Here is a 16,553-nt window from a genome sequence, read left to right as displayed (position 1 = left end):
CGGAGAGGAAACTGGAAAGGAAACCGGAGAGGACGCGCTCATACCTTCTTCACCTGAGGCTTGCCGCCCAGCAGCCCTTGCGGGCGCACCAGCAGCACCACCATGATCGCCACGAAGGGCGCCACCACGATGGCATTGGACGAAATGAAAAGCCCCACCAGGTTCTCGACGATGCCGATGATGAAGCCGCCGACCACCGCGCCCGGCAGGCTGGTGAAGCCGCCGACGATGGCGGCCGCATAGGCCAGGATGGCGATGTGGCCGATGTCCGGCGTGATGAGGATCTTGGGCGTGATGAGCAACGCCGAAATGGCCGAGATCACACCCGTGAGCGCCCAGATCTTCATGCGGATGCTGCCCAGCTTCACGCCCACGATCTGCGCGCCGCGCGGGTTCATGCCCACCGCGCGCATGGCCTGGCCGGTGCGGGTGCGCGTGAACATCAGATACAGCAGCACCATCACCACCACGGCCGAGCCGAAGATGGCCAGGTCGAGCAGCGTGAGCGAGGCCTGCCCGATCATGATCGGGTCCTGCGGCACCAGCGAAGGCAGCGAGCGCGGCGTGTCGCCCAGGCCGGTCTTGCGCACCAGGCCCTTGAGCAGATACGCAAAGCCCAGCGTGGCAATGACCAGCTGCACGCCCACGCCGCGCGAGGCGGTCACGCGCTGCATCACCACGCGCTGGAAGCCCGCGGCCAGCAAGGCCGTGACCACGATGCTCGCGATCACCGCGGCCCAGTAGGGCCAGCCCCACACCACCAGCGGAAAGAGCGCGGCGTAGCCGCCGGCCATGAAGATTTCGCCTTGCGAGAAGTTCGGCACGTCGGTGGTCTTGAAGACCATGACGATCGCCACCGCGAGCAGCGCGTAGACGCTGCCCGTGACGATGCCGGACAACACGCCCTGCTGCAAGAAAAGCCAGATGTCGGAGAGGCTCATGGATTGCCCGCCGCCCTCAGGGCTTGTACTTCCACACGCTCTTGTAGCTGCCCGGCACCAGGGCCATGCTGCTGCCGTCGAACTTGATGTAGATGGCCGACTCCTGCGCGGCGCGGTCGTCGGGGCCGAACTCGATGGGGCCGGCCATCACGCCGGAGTCGAACTTCATGGTCGACAGCGCCGTGAGCACCTTCTCGCGCGTGGGGCTGGGGCCGGCGGCCTTCAGCGCGTTGACCACGGCCATGGCCGAGGGAATGCCGTAGGGCATGTAGGCCTGCGGATAGCCGGGCTTGGCGGCCAGCTCGGGGTAGGCGGCCTTGTACATGTCGTACACCCACTTCAGCTTGGGGCCACCGGGCACGTCGGCCAGCACCTCCTGGATGTAGACGTTCTTGAAGGCGTCCTTGTTGCCGACGTTTTCCACCAGTTGCTTCAGGTCGGCGGTGGAGTTCACGGCCAGCACGATGGGCTTGTTGAAGCCGAGCTCGAAGGCGCGCTTGACGATCAGGCTCACCGGGCGTGCGTAGGTGGTGAGCAGCAGCACGTCGGGGTTGGCGGCCTTGATCTTCAGCATGGGCGCCGTCACGTCGGTGATGTTCGGGTTGACCGACTGCACCTGCAGGTCGATGCCGCCGAGCGCCTTGGCCTGCGCCTGGGCCGACTCCAGGTTCCAGCCGCCGTAGGCGTCGTCATGGTTGATGTAGCCGATCTTCTTGGCCTTGAGCTGCTCGCTCGCAAACTGCACCATGGAGCCGCCCACCGCGTGCTGCGAGATGGAGAACGCACCGTAGATGTACTTGGACGGCGGGTAGAGCGCGCCGTCGCCCGAGGCGTTGAGCATGATCAGCGGAATCTTCGCGCGCTCCACGTATTCGCGCGCGCCCACCACCGCGGCCGAACACGAGCCGCCGTTCAGCAGAAACACCTGGTCTTGTTCCGTGAGCTTCTTCACCGCGGCCAGCAGGTCGTTGGCGTTGCAGCGGTCGTCTTCCACCACCAGCTCGATCTTGCGGCCGTTCACGCCGCCTTCCTTGTTGATCTTGTCGTAGTACATCTTCGCGGCGTTGATCACGTCGAAGCCGTAGTTCATCGACGCGCCCGACATTGGCGAGAACATGCCGATCTTGATGGTCTTGTCGGTCAGGCCGGGCTCGGCCTGCGCCAGCGCCGCGGGGGCGAGCGCGCACAGTGCCGCACCCAGGGCCCAGGGTGCCGCGGCCGAAATCAGGAAGTTCTTTTTCATGTGCTGTCTCCGTTGGAATGAAGGGGGGTGGACGGACCGCGCCGGGTCACTGCATGCGGTAGCCGCCGTTGACGTCGATCACGTTGCCCGTGATGTACGCCGCCTGCTCGGACAGCAGGTAGTCGACCGCGCCCGCCACGTCGTCCACCGTGCCGATGCGCCCGAGCGGAATGTTGGCGGCCGCAGCCGCGAGCGCGCCGCTGCTCTGCACGGTGCCGCGCAGCATGTCGGTGTCGATGAGGCCGGGGGCCACCGAATTGACCGTGACGCCCATGTGCGCCGACTCGCGCGCCATGGCCTTGGTCAGCCCCAGCACCGCCGACTTGGCGCCGATGTAGGTGGCGCTGGAGCGGTAGCCGCCCAGCTGCGCCGCCACCGAGCCGAAGGTGACGATGCGCCCGTGCGCCACGGGCGCGGCCTCGCGCCGGCGCAGGTAGGCGCGCCCGCACAGGAACACGCTGCGCGCGTTCACGGCGAAGGTGCGCTCCCAGTCGTCCAGCGAGGTGTCCTTGATGAGCGAGCGCTCGCCGCCGGGCATCAGCAGGATGCCGGCCACGCAGACCAGCGCGGCGATGGGGCCGATGCTGGCTTCGATGTCGTCGAAGGCAGCCTCGACGGCGGTTTCTTCGCTCACGTCGAACTGGCGGAAGTGGTGAACGCCGGGGTCGTCGCCCAGCGATTGCGCCACCGCGCGGGCATTGCCGCCGTCAATGTCGGCCACGACGACGCGGTAGCCGCTGGCCGCGAGGCGGCGGCACACGGCCTCGCCGATGCCCCGGCCGCCGCCGGTCACGAGGGCCAGCCGGCCGTGGGGTTGTGCATGATGGTCCGCCATGGGCTGCAAGGTCTCCGGGCCGCTTCGGGGCGACTTGAAAGTTGATCGAGGGTCGCATTGTGTATACATGAACACATCTGAGAGACCTCGTTTTCCCTAATAACTCAAACTATCGTCCGTATTTGCGGGCATCATGTATACCTGACATGGACACACTCTCCCAACAAGTCACAGAGACGCTGCGCACCTGGATCCTTCACGGACGGCTTGCGCCGGGCATGCGCGTGGAGGAGGTGCCGATCGCGGAAAGCCTCAAGGTGTCGCGCACCCCGGTGCGCGCCGCGCTGGCCGCGCTGGCGATGGAAGGGCTGATCGACCACCAGCCGAAGAAGGGCTACCTGGTGCGCTCGTTCGCGCTGGAAGACATCCTTGCGGCGTACGAGGTGCGCTCGGTGCTGGAGGGGCTGGCCTGCCGGCGCTTTGCGGCGCTGGGGGTGGACGAGGCCACGGCCGAGTTGCTGCGCGGGTGCCTGCGCGAGGGCGACGAAATACTTGCCAAGGGCCAGCTGCTGCTGGACGACCTCGCGCCCTACCAGCAGATGAACGTGAAGCTGCACAACACGCTGATGCACGGGGCGCGCAACCCGTGGGTGATGCGCTTTGGCGCGCAGGCGCAGGCGGTGCCGTTCGCGTCGGACCGCATCATGCTGTGGCACGACCACGGCGTGATCCTGCGTTCGCACGACGACCACCACCGCATCGTGCAGGCGGTGATTTCAGGGGACGCCGCGCGGGCCGAGCAGCTGATGCGCGAGCACGTGTACTACGCGGGCATCTTGCTGCGCGACAACTACCAGCGGCTGCTGGACGAGCGCACCCGCGAAGGGCTGCTGCCCACGCTCACGAACGAGCTGCCGGCTTCCTGATGCGCAGCATTCCCTCTTGCGCGGCCGACGCCACCAGCCGCCCATCGAGCGTGTAGAGGCTGCCGCGGCACAGGCCGCGCGCGCCGCCGGCGCTGGGCGAGTCGAGCACGTACAGCAGCCAGTCGTCCATGCGGAAATCGCGGTGGAACCACATGGCGTGGTCCAGGCTGGCCGGTCGCACCTGCCCGCTCATGAAGCTCAGGCCGTGCGGCAGCATCGCGGCGCGCAGCAGGCCGTGGTCGGAGGCATAGGCCAGCAGCGCGCGGTGCACCATCGGGTCGTCGGGCAGCGGGGCGATGGCGCGCATCCAGATGGCGCTTTGCGCCGAGGTGGGGCGAATCTCCGGCGCCATCAGGTCTTCGGGGTCGACGCGGCGGTACTCGATGCCGTGCGGCTGAATCGCCTTGCTGCGCCAGGGCTCTGGCAGGCGATCGCCCAGTGCAATGCGCTGGTCGAGTTCGCTCACAAGGCCGTCGGGGCCGGCCACCTCGGGCATGTCGAACTGGTGCTCCACGCCGTCGTCGACGGTCTGGAACGACGCCGACATTTCAAAAATGATGCGCTCCTGCTGGCGCGCCACCACGTGGCGGGTGGTAAAGCTGCGCCCGTCGCGCACGCGGTCCACGCTGTATTCGATGGGCGCATGCTCGCCCGGCAGCAGAAAGTAGGCGTGCATGGAATGCACCGGGCGCTCGGCGCCCACGGTGAGGCTGGCGGCCATCAGCGATTGGCCCAGCACCTGGCCGCCGAAGACGGCGGGGGTGCCGATGTCCTCGCTCTGGGCCAGGAAGCGGTCGCCGCCCAGGGGCTCGAGCTGCATGAGCGCGACGAGTTCGTCGACAAGGTGGGAAGCGGTGGCGGGGTCGATGGTCATCGGGGAACAGTCTGGGGCTGGCAAAAGAAGCAACCCTGGACCATAGCAAAGGCCGGGCCCGCGGGCTGTCGCGGGGCGGTCAGCGGGGCTGCACACCCTCTCCCGCGCCGCTTGCCGGGCCTACTTGTACAAGCACACGCCCATCAACCGCGCGCTGCAACCGGCGTCCGTGCCGCCCTGCACCACGCGCACCGGCACGCCGCCCAGCAGCATGGAGCCGTCGTCCGCATACACCAGCGGCGAGGGCGCGGCCTTGGTGAAGGGGCCGCTGAGGGTTTCCTGCTCGACGTACTTCAGGTATTGCCGGCGCGAAAAGTCGACCTTGTCGGCCGACTTCAGCGGCGTCGCCTCATAGCGCTTGCCGTAGACAGTGCCGAAGTAGCGCAGCACCGGCCCGGTGCGGTCGCCGTACTTCATGTCGGCCTTGGCAAAGCCGGTCTGGACCAGGAAGACGCGGTCTTCGGGCGTCAGGTCGGCGTCGAAGGCCATCAGCACGTACTGGCCCTCGAAGCTCTGGTTGCGCGCGACCTTGAATTCGCCGATGAGCGCGGGCGTGACCTTGGTGCGGCCGTCCCAGCGCAGCACCGCCGCCACGGACGGGTCGCCGTCGAACACGTAGTGGTAGTTCTCGCCGGCAAGGGCGACCTTGCGGCCGTCCTTGGCCGCCACGAAGCTCAGCAACCTGTCCTTGCCGTGGACGGGTTCGCCTTCGGGGGTGCTGGCGCAGCCCATCTGCAGCAGGCCGAGCGCGGCGCAGGACAGCGCCAGGAAGATGCGACGCGCGGGGGTCGACAACGAAGATAAGTGCACGTTTCGTCCGGGGTGGGAGTTCATCAAGCCCCGGACTCTAGCGCGCCGCCGCCGTCGCCGCTTTCTGCGTTCAGTGGGTTCAGCGGTCCAGGTCGACGCCGTCGGCCGCCAGCTTCTTCTGCAGCGCCGCCACGTCCACGCCCGCAAAGGCCGCGCCGCCCAGGGACGCCGCCGCCGTGCCCGCGGCCTGCCCCATCACGAAGCAGCCGCCGCTGGCGCGCGCGGCCGACTGGCCTTCGTGCGTCATCGACGCGCAGCGCCCGGCCACCAGCAAGTTGTCGAGCGTCCGCGGCACCAGCATGCGCCACGGCAGGTGGTTGTAGGCGTTGTCTTCGTCGCGCGGAAAAGCCCATTCGATGCGGCCGTCGGCATGCATTTCCATCGGCCAGGCGTTCAGGCCGATGGCGTCGTCGAACTTTGCGGAGCCCAGAATGTCTTCGCGCTGCAGCGCATACAGCCCCTGGATGCGCCGCGTCTCGCGAATGCCGACCTGCGGCGCAATTTCCACGATGGCCGACTGCGCGAAGCCCGGCACCTCGGCCTTCAGAAACTGGAAGTACGCGGCAATCTGGCGCCGGCCTTCGAGCTCGCCCTCGGTCAGCTCGCGCGCGTCGACGCCGTTCATCGCATGGCCCTGGGCATTGCGAATCTGCGTGACGTTGGCGCGCCATTCGCGCGGGTCCTTGTTGGGCCGCAGGATGGCGCCTTCGCGCGGAAACTTGTATTTGCCCGGCTTCAGCTGCTCGGTGCGCGCCATGTAGTCGTTGATGGCCTTGAACTCGCCCACCGCCTCCAGCGCGGCCGGCGCGTCGACCTGGCCAATGCGGAACATGGTGGTCGGAAACAGCCCGCTGCCGTGGCCGTCGCCCACTTCGAAGGGCACGCCCGCAAAGGCGGCCACGTCGGCGTCGCCGCTGGCGTCGATGAAGGCGTTGGCGCGAATGGCCTGGCGGCCCGACTTGGTCTCCACCACCAGCGCCGCAATGCGGTTGCCGTCGCGGATCACCGCGGCCGCGTACGCATGGAACAGCAGCTTCACGCCCGCGGCGTCGAGCAGCTGGTCGGCCGCGAGCTTGTACGCCGAGGTGTCGTACGAGCGCACGCAAATGCGCCCGCCCATGCCGTTCTGCGGATCGTTCATGCCGTTGAGCGCGGCAATGCGCTCGATCAGCTCGTCGACCACGCCGTGCACCAGCTGCGTCATTTCGCCCTTGCGCTTGCCGTACAGGCCCGCGAAGTTGGTCACACCGCCGGCCGTGCCCATGCCACCCAGGAAGCCGTAGCGTTCCACCAGCAGCGTGTGGGCGCCGTGGCGCGCGGCGCTCACGGCCGCGGCAATGCCGGCGGGGCCGCCGCCGACCACGACCACGTCGTAGTCGCCGAACACCGGCAGCTCGCGGGCGGGCTCATGCAATGTGGAAGCGCTCATTACTGCAACTTGATGCCGCGGGCGGAAATGATCTTGCCCATGATGGCGGCCTCTTCGGTCACGCGGGTGCGCATGCCGTCGGGCGAGGTGCCCACGGCCTGCCAGCCTTGCTCGAAGAGCTTGCGGCGCACGTCGGGGTCTTTCATGACCACTTCGAGCTCGCGGCTGATGCGCGCCTGCGCGGCCTTCGACAGGTTGGCCGGGCCCAGCAGCGCCACCCACACCTCGAGGTTGAAGTCTTTCACGCCGGCATCGGCCAGCGGCGGGATCTCGGGCACCAGCGCGCTGCGGCCACCCGTGAGGCCAATGGCCTTGAGCTTGCCGGCGCGAATCTGCGGCATGGCCACGCCCGGGGGAATCAGGCCCATCTGCACCTGGTCGCCCAGCATGGCGGTAATGACCTGCGGATTGCCCTGGTAGGGCACGTGCTCGGGCTTGAAGCCGGGCATGCGGGTCTTGAGCAGTTCCATGCCCAGATGGCCGACCGAGCCGATGCCCACCGAGCCGTAGTTCCACTTGTCGCCCGCCTTGCGGCCCGCGTCGAAAAAGGCGGTGCCCGAGGGCAGGTTGTTCTGCGCCACCAGCACCAGCGGCGCGGTCGCAATCAGCGACAGGTAGGTGAAGTCTTTCACCGGGTCGTACGGCAGCTTGGCGTACAGCATCTTGGACGACGTGAGGTTGCCGTTGATGACGATGCCCAGCGTGTGGTCGTCGGTGGCCTTGGCCACCTGGTCGGCCGCGATGTTGCCCGAGGCGCCGGCCTTGTTGTCCACCACGATCGGCTGGCCCAGCGCCTTGCCCAGCGGCTCGGCGATGGTGCGCGCCGCAATGTCGGGCGTGGAGCCGCCCGGAAAGCCCACCAGCAGGCGGATTGGCTTGGTCGGCCAGGCGGCGTTCTCTGCGCTGGCGGTCGTGGGCAACACGGCGGCGGCGGCCAGGCCGCAGGCAATCAGGAGGGCTCTCTTGGTGGCTTGCATTTGGAAGTGTGAAAAATTGTCAAAAAACAGAGAGGGCCAGCTTAACTGCCGAGCCGAGAAGGGGGCAAGGCGCCCCCCTGGCTAGTCGAGGCTGATGTTGCCCCTGCGCACCAGCTCGCCATACACCTTGGACTTGGCCTGCGCATTGCGCTCGATCTCCTCGGGCGACCAGGCCAGCGGCTCGAAGGCGAAAGTGTCGAAGCGGGCGCGGATCTCCGGGTCGGCAATGACCTTGGCCACGTCGGCATTGATCTTGGCCTTGATGGCGGGCGACACACCCTTGGGCGCGAGCAGCGACACGAACGAATTCACCTCCAGCGAGGCCGGGCCGCCCGACTCGGCCATGGTGGGCACGTCGGGCATCTGCGGAATGCGCTTGGCCGCCGCCACCGCGATGTAGCGCAGCTTGCCGGCCTTGTAGATGCCCTGGCTCGACGGAATGCTGGCGAAGGCCCACGGCACGTCGCCGGCACCCACGTTCGAATACAGCTGCGACACCTCGCGGTACGGCGCGTGGCGCATGCGGATGCCGGTGAGCGCCTCCAGCTGCTGCGCGCCAAGGTGGCCGGGGCTGCCGACGCCCCATGAGCCGTAAACCACCGCGTCGGGCTCGGCCTTGGCGGCGGCAATCAGGTCGGCCATGGTCTTCCACTTCGAGTCGGACCCCACGGCCACGAAGAAGGGCGTGCGAAACAGCGAGGCCACCGGATCGAAGTGCTGCAGCGTCACGAAGTTCTTCGACTTGTACAGGTGCGGCAGCGCGGCGATGTGCTCGCTGTCGAGCTGCAGCAGCGTGTAGCCGTCGGGCGCGGCGCGCCGTGCCTGGTCGATGGCGATGAAGCCGCCGCCGCCGGGCTTGTTGTCGATCAGCACGCGCTGGCCCCAAAGGCGCGAGAGCTTGTCGGAGACCAGGCGCAGCACCGCGTCGGGGCCGCTGCCGGCGGCGAAGGGCGTGACCAGGGTCACGGGTTTGCTGGGGTAGTCGGACTGGGCCAGTGCCCCGGAAGCCGCCGCGAGGGCAGCGACGCCTGTGAGCAACACGCGCGAAAAGTTCATGTCTTGTCTCCTGGGCCTTGACGGCCTCGATGGTTGTGAATGCTGAAAGAAACAGGGGTCAGTGCGGCGCGAGTACGGCGGGCGCTTCGGTCCTGGCGCTAGCCGAAGGACGCAGCGCCTGCGGCGCATCGTCCAGGCAATGCTCGGGCCGCCAGGCATAGAGCCACTCGACCGCATCGTAAAAACGTTCGGGCGAGCGGCCCACCCACAGGCTGTTGCGCACCAGGCGCTCCACGCCCTTGGCGTGATACAGCCGCCCCATTTCGCGCACCGACAGCACCACGCGCGCCGTGCGGGCGACGCGGGCCGCCTCGTAGAGCTTGAACGCGGCGGGCATGTCGAAGCCGCAGGCCTTCACCGCCTCGCCCAGCGTCACGGCGTCTTCCAGCGCCATGCAGGCGCCCTGTGCCAGGTACTGCATCATGGGATGCGCGGCGTCGCCCAGGAGCGTGGCCGCACCGTCGCTCCAGCGGCCGACCGGGTCGCGGTCGGCGGTGCTCCAGCGGCGCCACGATGTGGGCCGGTCGAGCAGTTGGCGCGGGCGCGCATGCACGCCCTCGAAGTAAGACAGCACTTCTTCCTTGCTGCCGTCGGTCACGCCCCACTCTTCTGCTTCGCGGCTGTGGAAGGTGACGACCAGGTTGTATTGCTCGCCGTGGCGCAGCGGGTAGTGCACCAGGTGGCAGTCGGGACCGGCCCAGACCACGGGGGCGTTCCAGCGCAGGTCGGCGGGCATGTCGTTCGCCGGCACCACGGCGCGGTACACCACGTGGCCCGACACGCGCGGCGCATCGCCGATGAGCTTGTCGCGCACCACCGACTTCACGCCGTCGCAGCCGACGATGGCGTCGGCCTTGAACCGGCGGCCGTCGCGCGTGACGGCTGTCACACCCTGCCCGCTCGTGTCGATGGCCTCGACCTGCGCCGAGGTGTGGAAGCGAATCAGCGGATGCTGCTTCACCGCCTCGTGAATGGCGCCGTGCAGGTCGGCGCGGTGGCTCACCGCATACGGGTTATTGAAGCGCGCGCGAAAGGCTTCGCCCACGGGCACCGAGGCCACTTCCGCGCAATCGACCGCGTCCATCATCACCAGCCGGTCGGTGAACACCGAGCCCCGGCGCACGGCCTCGCCCACACCCAGTGCGTCGAGCGCGGCAAAGGCGTTGGGGCCCAGTTGCAGGCCGGCGCCAATCTCGCCGATGGTGGCGCTCTGCTCCAGCAGGTCGACCGCCACGCCCAGGCGCGCGAGCGCCAGCGCGGCGGCCATGCCGCCGATACCGCCGCCGACCAGCAGCACGGTGGGCGGGTTCTTCGGGGGGTGTGCTGTCATGAGGCGGCCTCTTTGTTTTCTGCGCGTTCGGAATCAGTCGATGCGAACCGTCAGCGACGGCAGGCGCTCGATGCTCACCTTGATGGTCTGGCCGGCCTTCACCGCGCCCACGCCTTCGGGCGTGCCGGTGAAGATCAGGTCGCCGGGCTGCAGCGTGAAGAGCGTCGACAGGTTGGCAATGACCTCGTTCACCGACCAGATCAGGTGCGTGATGTCGCTGCTCTGGCGCACCTGGCCGTCGACTTCCAGCGTGATGGCGCCGCCACTGATCTCGCCCACGTCGGCCAGCGTGCGCAGCGGCGCGATGGGCGCGGAGAAGTCGAAGGCCTTGCCGATTTCCCACGGCCGGCTCTGCTCGCGCATCTTCATCTGCAGGTCGCGGCGGGTCATGTCCAGGCCCACGGCATAGCCGTGGATGTGGCTGGCGGCCTGCTCGATCGGAATGTCGCGGCCGCCCTTGCCGATGGCCACCACCAGCTCGGCTTCGTAGTGGTAGTTGGTGGTGAGCGGCGGGTATGGCACGGCGCCGGTCGTGCCTTCGGCCACCGGCACCACCGAGGCGTCGTCGTTGGGCTTGCAGAAGAAGAACGGCGGTTCGCGGTCGGGGTCGAAGCCCATCTCGCGCGCATGCGCTGCGTAGTTGCGGCCCACGCAGTACACACGGCGCACGGGAAACAGCTTGTCGGAATCCACGATGGGCAGGCCGACGATGGAAGGGGGAGTGAAGACGAAGGACATGAAGGCTCCTGCCGCGGGGCGGCACTCGGTCGAACAGAAAGATGAAAAGAAAGCGAGGTCGCGTGAAGACGGCGCTCAGGCTTCTTCGAGAAAGGCTTCGCGCAGGATGCCCATGGCCTGCTGCACGGGGCGGTCGGAGAAGCTGAAGAGCACCGTGTCTTCGCCGGGCGACGACAGCCGCAGCGGCGCCCAGGACGGCACCACGAAGGTGTCGCGCGGACCGAAGTCGAAGCGCTGCCCGGCAATTTCCGCCGTGCCGTGGCCCTCGACCACGCTGTACACGGTGCCGTCGGTGGCGCGGTGCGCCTTGCCTGTGAAGCCCTTCGGCAGCAACTGCAGGTTGGTAGAAATCGTCGGCATCGGCGAGCCGCCCGTCAGCGGGTTGATATAGCGCAGCTTGTGGCCGAGCCAGGCGTCGGGCGCCTCCTGCGTTTGCAACTGGGCCAGCGCGTCGCGGCTGCGCGCATAGGGGTAGTTGAAGATCGGAGAGGTGGCCGAGGTGTGGTCGTGCCGCACCGGCACCATGTTGTGGCCGAAGCGCGCCAGGCTGTGGCCTTCGGGCCGCGACACGTGCTGCACCTTGGCGTCGTCGTTCTCGGCAAAGCCGGCGTCGAAGAAGCGCAGCATGGGAATGTCCAGGCCGTCGAGCCACACCACCGGTTCGGTCACGCCGCCCAGGCCTTCGTTGCCATGGTCGTGCCAGGCCCACGAGGGCGTGATGATGAAGTCGCCGGGGTGCATGGTGGTGCGCTCGCCGCCCACGGTGGTGTACGCGCCCTTGCCGTCGACGATGAAGCGCAGCGCCGACTGCACATGGCGGTGCGACGGTGCCACCTCGCCCGGCATGATGAGTTGCAGGCCCGCATAGATCGACTGCGTGATCGACGAGTTGCCCGGCAGCGCCGGGTTCTCCAGCACCAGCACGCGGCGCACGGCCTCCTCGGCGGTGATGAGCGCGGCCGATTCCATCAGCAGCGGGCGAATCTCGTCGTAGCGCCACAGCGCGGGCACGCAGGGCGTTTGCGGCTCGCGCGGCACCAGGGCGTGCAGCGACTCCCACAGCGGCGTGAGGTGCAGCGGGGCGATGCGGGCGTAGTAGTCGCGGCGTTCGGCCGCATTGGTTGGCGCGGTGTTCATGGCGTGGTGTGTCTCCGTGGCGGCATTCTTCACGCGCACCACTATTTCCTCAAGACCGGTGGCCAATACACGGAATTCGAAATTTCGATAATGGCGTCTTTTGCTTTTGGTCTGCACTGAACCACACGGAGCGCCCCACCCCATGTCCAAGCTCGATCTCGAATGGCTCGCCGTGTTCGACGAGGTCTACAAGACCGGCAACGTCTCCAAGGCGGCCGAGCGGCTGGGCATGGCGCAGGCCGCGGCCAGCACCGCGCTGAACAAGCTGCGCGCGCACTTCGACGACCGCCTGTTCACCCGCACCGCCCAGGGCATGCAGCCCACGCCGTATGCGCAGCGCATCTACCCGAACCTGCGCGAGGCGCTGGCCCAGCTGGCGCAGGCCCAGGGCAACCGCAGCAGTTTCGACCCCACGCAGGCGCAGCGGCGCTTTCGCATCTGCATGACCGACATCAGCGAGGTGGTGCTGCTGCCCGCCCTGCTCGACCACCTGCGGCACGGGGCGCCGGGGGTGCACATCGAGACCGAGATCATCTCCACGATCAGCGGGCGGCGCCTGCAGGACGGGGAGGTCGACCTGGCCGTGGGCTTCATGCCACAGCTGGACGCGGGCTTCTACCAGCAGACGCTGTTCATGCAGAACTTCGTGTGCCTGGCGGCGCAGAACCATCCGCGCATTGGCGCGCGGCTCACGCGCAAGCGCTTCGAGGGGGAGGCGCATGCGGTGGTGTCCACGTCGGGCACGGGGCACGCCATTGTCGACACGACCATCGCCCGGCTGGGCCTGAAGCGCGACGTGGTGGTGCGGCTGTCGAGCTTCTTGAGCGTGGCGCGCATCGTGGCGCACACCGAGCTGATCGTGGTGGTGCCGCGCATTCTGGGCAAGGTGCTGGCCACGCAGGAGCCGGTGAAGCTGCTGGAGCCGCCTTTCGCCCTGCCGGCCTACGCGGTGAAGCAGCACTGGCACGAGCGCTTTCATGCCGACCCGGGCAACGCCTGGCTGCGGCGCACGCTGGCGCAGTTGTTCAGCGGCAGCTGAGCGCGCATTTCGAGGGGACGGGCGACGGCCGCGCTCGCATAATCGCGGCTCCCCACACCCCACAGCCCTACAACAAAGGCGGCCTTCCATGTCCTCGATCACCCTGCGGTTCCTCGCAGAACCCAGCACCGTCAACTTTGGCGGCAAGGTCCACGGCGGCACGGTCATGAAGTGGATCGACGAGGCCGGCTACGCCTGCGCCACCAGCTGGTCCAAACGCTACTGCGTCACCGCCTTCATCGGCAGCATCCGCTTTCACCGCCCGATCATGATCGGCGACCTGGTCGAGGTGGAGGCCCGCCTGGCCTACACCGGCACCACCAGCATGAACATCTCGGTGGAGGTGCGCAGCGGCGACATGAAGGGCGGCTCGATGGAAAAGACGACCGAATGCCTGATCGTGTTCGTCTCTGTCGACTCGCACGGCCGGCCGCTGCCGGTCGAGAGCTACGCGCCCGGCACGCCCGGCGAAATGGCGCTGGCCGAGCGCGCTAAGGCGCACCTGGACGCCAGCCGCGCTGCCGGCGCCACGCCCTGAGGCGCGGGTTGAAGGTGCGCGGCTAGGCGGAAAGCTCTAACGGCGAAGGGCCTGGGCGGCTAGAGTCCTGCGCTCGACCCCCCTTCTCCCGTCTCCCTTCTCCTTCCAGGAACACTCCGCATGGCCACCTCCGACGACGACAAGAACAACAACAGCAAATCTGCCGACCGCATCAAGGACTCCGCCCAGCAGATCTGGCTGGCCGGCCTTGGCGCCTTTGCCAAGATGCAGCAGGAAGGCAGCAAGGCCTTCGAGGCGCTGGTGAAGGACGGCGCCGGCATGCAGAAAAAGACGCAGACAGCCGCCGAAGAAACCCTGGCCCAGGCCCAGCACCGCATGAGCGGCTTTGCCAGCGAGTTCGGCACCAAGGCGGCCGGCCAATGGGGCAAGCTGGAGAACATCTTCGAAGAACGCGTGGCCCGCGCCATCGAGAAACTGGGCGTGCCCTCGGCCGCCGACATGGCCGCGCTGCAGGCGCGCGTCGAGGCGCTCGAAGCGCAACTGAAGAAGCAGGCCGCCCCGGCCAAGGAAGCCGCCCATGCGCCGGCACGCGCCAGCCGCGGTGCCGCGCGCAAGACGGCGGCCCCCGCCGCCAAGAAGACGACCCTGCGCCGCAGCAAGGCGGGCTGAGACGGCACGGGCCACAGTGGCCCGCTGTGGCCCTCTGCGGCCTGGCGTGAATGCGGCACCGCAGCAAAAAACAGCCCCGCAAAACATGTCCCGCACCGCGCGTGTTGCGGTGCACATAGGCTAGAGTGTCCCCAACAGACCACGAGACAAACGGGGGCACCGACATGGCAAAGAAGGCGCCACGACGCACGGCGCAACGCATCCTCGAAGCCGCATTGGACCTGTTCAACCGCTTCGGGGAGCCGAACGTTTCCACCACCCTGGTGGCAGGCGAACTCAACATCAGCCCGGGCAACCTGTACTACCACTACCCGGCCAAGGAAGAGCTGATCAACAAGCTCTACGCAGGCTACGAAGCCGAGCTCAACGAGCTGCTGCACGCCAGCGAAGGCGTGCACGACGTGGAGGACGCGTGGTTCTTCATGCACACGCTGTTCGAGTTGATCTGGCGCTACCGCTTTCTGTACCGCGACCTGAACGACCTGCTCAGCAAGAACCGGCACCTGGAAACCCAGTTCCAGCTGGTGCTGAAGAACAAGGCCCGCGCCATCCGCCAGCTGATTGCCGGGCTGAGCCGCGCCGGCCACCTGGAGATCGACGCGCACGAGGTCGACACGCTCGCACAAAGCATGGTGGTGGTGCTGACCTACTGGTTGAGCTACGAGTACGTGCGCAACCCGCGCGAAGCGCTGGAGCCCGCGCATGCGCAGGGCGCCCTGATGCGCGGCGCCCACCACACCCTGCACCAGCTCGCGCCCTACCTCGGGCGCGACCAGCGGCGGCACCTGGTGACACTGAGCCACGCCTACAACGGCGAGGACAGCAACGACGGCGGCCAGCGCGGCGCCCCCGCAAAAACCTCGGTCGACATGGCGGTCTAGACACATGCCCCACCCCGACTTTCAACCGCTCTCGCGCACATCCGCTCACCCGGCCCACCCGGTGCCCGCGCACCCCGTGCTGGCCAACGCGGGCCCCTGGACGCCGCTGCCCTGGGCCGACGTGCCGCGCTACGACGCGCGCAGCGTGGCCACCCACTGGGCGCGCCTGCATGCCGGCCATGCGCTGCCGATGCCGCCCGACAACTCCGCGCTGGCCGAGGGCTGGGCGCTGTACCACAGCGGTGAATTCGAACGCGCCGCCACGCTCGGCCTGCTGCACGGTGCCGAGGGGCTGGCGCTGGCCAATCAGTCGAGCGCCATCTACGCCGACTACCTGGAGCCGCGCGAGGCGGTGCGGCTCGCCATGTTCCGCCAGGTGATCGAGCGTGCCGGCGCGCAGGCCGCGGCCGAGCCCGACAACTGCCAGGCGCTGTATTGGCAGGCCTATGCGCTGGGCCGCTACAGCCAGGGCATCAGCGTGGCGCGTGCGCTGGCGCAGGGGCTGGGCAGCACGTTGAAGGGCGCGCTGGAACGGGTGATAGAGCTGCAGCCGCGCCATGCCGACGCGCACCTTGCGCTCGCCTCCTTCCATGCCGAGGTGATCGACAAAGTGGGCGCGCTGGTCGGGCGCATGACCTACGGCGTGCGGGCGGAAACCTCCATCGCGCTGTTCGAGCGCGGCCTGGAGATGCACCCGGATTCGGCCGCCGGAATGATGGAGTACGCGCGCGCCCTGCTCATGCTGCACGGCGAATCGCGCATGGGCGAGGCCACGCGGCTGTACGAGCAGGCCGCCGCGCTCAAGCCCGCCGATGCGCGGGAGCGCTTCGACGTGGAGCTGGCGCGCGCCGGGCTGAAAGACTGACTGGACGAGTGATTGGTACCAGTGGGTACCGCGCAATTTAAGATGCGCGGTCTCCGCCTTTCCTTCAACCTTTCCACGTCACCGTCATCACCGCCATGTCCGACCTCCACGCCCAATTCGAAGCCGCCCAGGCCAACTCCAAGCTGCTTGCCGAGCGCCCCGACAACCCGACGCTGCTGAAGATCTACGGTCTGTTCAAGCAAGCCACCGAAGGCGACAACACCGCCAAGAAGCCCAGCTTCAGCGACATCGTGGCGCGCGCCAAATGGGACGCATGGACCGCGCAAAAAGGCGCGAGCGCCGACGAGGCGAAGCAGAAATACATCGACCTGATCGAGTCGCTGCGCGGCTGAACGGCCGCGCA

The 16,553-nt window shown here is 68.0% G+C and carries 18 protein-coding genes; 7 read left to right on the top strand and 11 right to left on the bottom strand.

Annotated elements, in window-relative coordinates; all coding sequences use genetic code 11:
- Positions 1–38 precede the first annotated feature (38 nt).
- Genes VLK31_RS22330 through VLK31_RS22320 form a run of 3 tightly spaced genes read right to left on the bottom strand, consistent with a single transcriptional unit; the run spans position 39 to position 3,019 of the window.
- The gene (locus tag VLK31_RS22330) at positions 39–941 is read right to left on the bottom strand and encodes a branched-chain amino acid ABC transporter permease (protein ID WP_409170636.1); all 903 of its coding nucleotides are present in this window, start codon (positions 939–941) and stop codon (positions 39–41) included.
- Positions 942–957: 16 nt separating this feature from the next.
- Complete coding sequence (locus VLK31_RS22325) at positions 958–2,184, bottom strand: ABC transporter substrate-binding protein (protein WP_409170635.1); 1,227 nt, start codon at positions 2,182–2,184, stop codon at positions 958–960.
- Between the two features lie 46 nt (positions 2,185–2,230).
- Positions 2,231–3,019 (bottom strand): SDR family NAD(P)-dependent oxidoreductase, encoded by a 789-nt coding sequence (locus tag VLK31_RS22320; RefSeq protein ID WP_409170634.1) that lies wholly within the window; start codon positions 3,017–3,019, stop codon positions 2,231–2,233.
- A gap of 146 nt (positions 3,020–3,165) precedes the next feature.
- On the opposite strand from VLK31_RS22320, the gene VLK31_RS22315 reads away from it, so the two are divergent.
- Positions 3,166–3,885 (top strand): GntR family transcriptional regulator, encoded by a 720-nt coding sequence (locus VLK31_RS22315; RefSeq protein ID WP_409170633.1) that lies wholly within the window; start codon positions 3,166–3,168, stop codon positions 3,883–3,885.
- On the opposite strand, the gene VLK31_RS22310 is transcribed toward VLK31_RS22315, so the two are convergent.
- The 8 genes from VLK31_RS22310 to gtdA form a co-directional block, all read right to left on the bottom strand.
- On the bottom strand, positions 3,860–4,759 hold the full coding sequence (locus VLK31_RS22310) for an acyl-CoA thioesterase (RefSeq protein ID WP_409170632.1): 900 nt from the start codon (positions 4,757–4,759) through the stop codon (positions 3,860–3,862). The two genes, VLK31_RS22315 and VLK31_RS22310, sit on opposite strands and share 26 nt — an antisense overlap.
- Positions 4,760–4,879: 120 nt before the next feature.
- Entirely contained in the window at positions 4,880–5,569 is a 690-nt protein-coding gene (locus VLK31_RS22305; RefSeq protein ID WP_409170631.1) for a hypothetical protein, read from the bottom strand.
- A gap of 79 nt (positions 5,570–5,648) precedes the next feature.
- On the bottom strand, positions 5,649–6,998 hold the full coding sequence (locus tag VLK31_RS22300) for an FAD-dependent oxidoreductase (protein ID WP_409170630.1): 1,350 nt from the start codon (positions 6,996–6,998) through the stop codon (positions 5,649–5,651).
- The gene (locus VLK31_RS22295) at positions 6,998–7,975 is read right to left on the bottom strand and encodes a Bug family tripartite tricarboxylate transporter substrate binding protein (RefSeq protein ID WP_409170629.1); all 978 of its coding nucleotides are present in this window, start codon (positions 7,973–7,975) and stop codon (positions 6,998–7,000) included. The genes VLK31_RS22300 and VLK31_RS22295 overlap by 1 nt, the downstream gene beginning before the upstream one ends.
- A gap of 81 nt (positions 7,976–8,056) precedes the next feature.
- Positions 8,057–9,031, bottom strand: a complete 975-nt coding sequence (locus VLK31_RS22290; RefSeq protein ID WP_409170628.1) for a Bug family tripartite tricarboxylate transporter substrate binding protein — start codon at positions 9,029–9,031, stop codon at positions 8,057–8,059.
- A 58-nt stretch (positions 9,032–9,089) separates the two neighbouring features.
- Positions 9,090–10,361 carry a 3-hydroxybenzoate 6-monooxygenase gene (locus VLK31_RS22285; RefSeq protein WP_409170627.1) on the bottom strand — a complete coding sequence of 424 codons (1,272 nt, stop codon included), beginning with the start codon at positions 10,359–10,361 and terminating at the stop codon, positions 9,090–9,092.
- Between the two features lie 33 nt (positions 10,362–10,394).
- Positions 10,395–11,099, bottom strand: coding sequence for a fumarylacetoacetate hydrolase family protein (locus VLK31_RS22280; RefSeq protein ID WP_409170626.1), 705 nt, complete (start codon positions 11,097–11,099; stop codon positions 10,395–10,397).
- Between the two features lie 75 nt (positions 11,100–11,174).
- On the bottom strand, positions 11,175–12,236 hold the full coding sequence (gene gtdA / locus VLK31_RS22275) for a gentisate 1,2-dioxygenase (RefSeq protein ID WP_409170625.1): 1,062 nt from the start codon (positions 12,234–12,236) through the stop codon (positions 11,175–11,177).
- A gap of 142 nt (positions 12,237–12,378) precedes the next feature.
- On the opposite strand from gtdA, the gene VLK31_RS22270 reads away from it, so the two are divergent.
- The 6 genes from VLK31_RS22270 to VLK31_RS22245 all read left to right on the top strand — a co-directional run bounded on the left by VLK31_RS22270 (position 12,379) and on the right by VLK31_RS22245 (position 16,542).
- The gene (locus VLK31_RS22270; RefSeq protein ID WP_409170624.1) at positions 12,379–13,275 is read left to right on the top strand and encodes a LysR family transcriptional regulator; all 897 of its coding nucleotides are present in this window, start codon (positions 12,379–12,381) and stop codon (positions 13,273–13,275) included.
- Positions 13,276–13,363: 88 nt separating this feature from the next.
- Positions 13,364–13,813 carry an acyl-CoA thioesterase gene (locus VLK31_RS22265; protein ID WP_409170623.1) on the top strand — a complete coding sequence of 150 codons (450 nt, stop codon included), beginning with the start codon at positions 13,364–13,366 and terminating at the stop codon, positions 13,811–13,813.
- 120 nt (positions 13,814–13,933) lie between these two features.
- Positions 13,934–14,443, top strand: coding sequence for a phasin family protein (locus VLK31_RS22260; protein ID WP_409170622.1), 510 nt, complete (start codon positions 13,934–13,936; stop codon positions 14,441–14,443).
- Positions 14,444–14,607: 164 nt separating this feature from the next.
- On the top strand, positions 14,608–15,324 hold the full coding sequence (locus VLK31_RS22255; protein ID WP_409170621.1) for a TetR/AcrR family transcriptional regulator: 717 nt from the start codon (positions 14,608–14,610) through the stop codon (positions 15,322–15,324).
- A gap of 4 nt (positions 15,325–15,328) precedes the next feature.
- Positions 15,329–16,189, top strand: coding sequence for a hypothetical protein (locus VLK31_RS22250; protein WP_409170620.1), 861 nt, complete (start codon positions 15,329–15,331; stop codon positions 16,187–16,189).
- A gap of 95 nt (positions 16,190–16,284) precedes the next feature.
- On the top strand, positions 16,285–16,542 hold the full coding sequence (locus tag VLK31_RS22245; RefSeq protein ID WP_198083495.1) for an acyl-CoA-binding protein: 258 nt from the start codon (positions 16,285–16,287) through the stop codon (positions 16,540–16,542).
- The last annotated feature ends 11 nt before the right edge of the window (positions 16,543–16,553 follow it).

The sequence above is a fragment of the Variovorax sp. H27-G14 genome (genome assembly GCF_046156345.1).
GTDB lineage: Bacteria > Pseudomonadota > Gammaproteobacteria > Burkholderiales > Burkholderiaceae_C > Variovorax.
Note: the sequence above shows the minus strand (reverse complement) of the source record. Positions and strands in the feature narration are given on the sequence as shown.

Coding starts and splice junctions, on each gene's coding strand:
- VLK31_RS22260 (WP_409170622.1), top strand. CDS start 13,934: ATGGCCACCTCCGACGACGACAAGAACAACAACAGCAAATCTGCCGAC.
- VLK31_RS22320 (WP_409170634.1), bottom strand. CDS start 3,019: ATGGCGGACCATCATGCACAACCCCACGGCCGGCTGGCCCTCGTGACC.
- VLK31_RS22315 (WP_409170633.1), top strand. CDS start 3,166: ATGGACACACTCTCCCAACAAGTCACAGAGACGCTGCGCACCTGGATC.
- VLK31_RS22330 (WP_409170636.1), bottom strand. CDS start 941: ATGAGCCTCTCCGACATCTGGCTTTTCTTGCAGCAGGGCGTGTTGTCC.
- VLK31_RS22265 (WP_409170623.1), top strand. CDS start 13,364: ATGTCCTCGATCACCCTGCGGTTCCTCGCAGAACCCAGCACCGTCAAC.
- VLK31_RS22270 (WP_409170624.1), top strand. CDS start 12,379: ATGTCCAAGCTCGATCTCGAATGGCTCGCCGTGTTCGACGAGGTCTAC.
- gtdA (WP_409170625.1), bottom strand. CDS start 12,236: ATGAACACCGCGCCAACCAATGCGGCCGAACGCCGCGACTACTACGCC.
- VLK31_RS22245 (WP_198083495.1), top strand. CDS start 16,285: ATGTCCGACCTCCACGCCCAATTCGAAGCCGCCCAGGCCAACTCCAAG.
- VLK31_RS22325 (WP_409170635.1), bottom strand. CDS start 2,184: ATGAAAAAGAACTTCCTGATTTCGGCCGCGGCACCCTGGGCCCTGGGT.
- VLK31_RS22280 (WP_409170626.1), bottom strand. CDS start 11,099: ATGTCCTTCGTCTTCACTCCCCCTTCCATCGTCGGCCTGCCCATCGTG.
- VLK31_RS22255 (WP_409170621.1), top strand. CDS start 14,608: ATGGCAAAGAAGGCGCCACGACGCACGGCGCAACGCATCCTCGAAGCC.
- VLK31_RS22285 (WP_409170627.1), bottom strand. CDS start 10,361: ATGACAGCACACCCCCCGAAGAACCCGCCCACCGTGCTGCTGGTCGGC.
- VLK31_RS22310 (WP_409170632.1), bottom strand. CDS start 4,759: ATGACCATCGACCCCGCCACCGCTTCCCACCTTGTCGACGAACTCGTC.
- VLK31_RS22290 (WP_409170628.1), bottom strand. CDS start 9,031: ATGAACTTTTCGCGCGTGTTGCTCACAGGCGTCGCTGCCCTCGCGGCG.
- VLK31_RS22300 (WP_409170630.1), bottom strand. CDS start 6,998: ATGAGCGCTTCCACATTGCATGAGCCCGCCCGCGAGCTGCCGGTGTTC.
- VLK31_RS22295 (WP_409170629.1), bottom strand. CDS start 7,975: ATGCAAGCCACCAAGAGAGCCCTCCTGATTGCCTGCGGCCTGGCCGCC.
- VLK31_RS22250 (WP_409170620.1), top strand. CDS start 15,329: ATGCCCCACCCCGACTTTCAACCGCTCTCGCGCACATCCGCTCACCCG.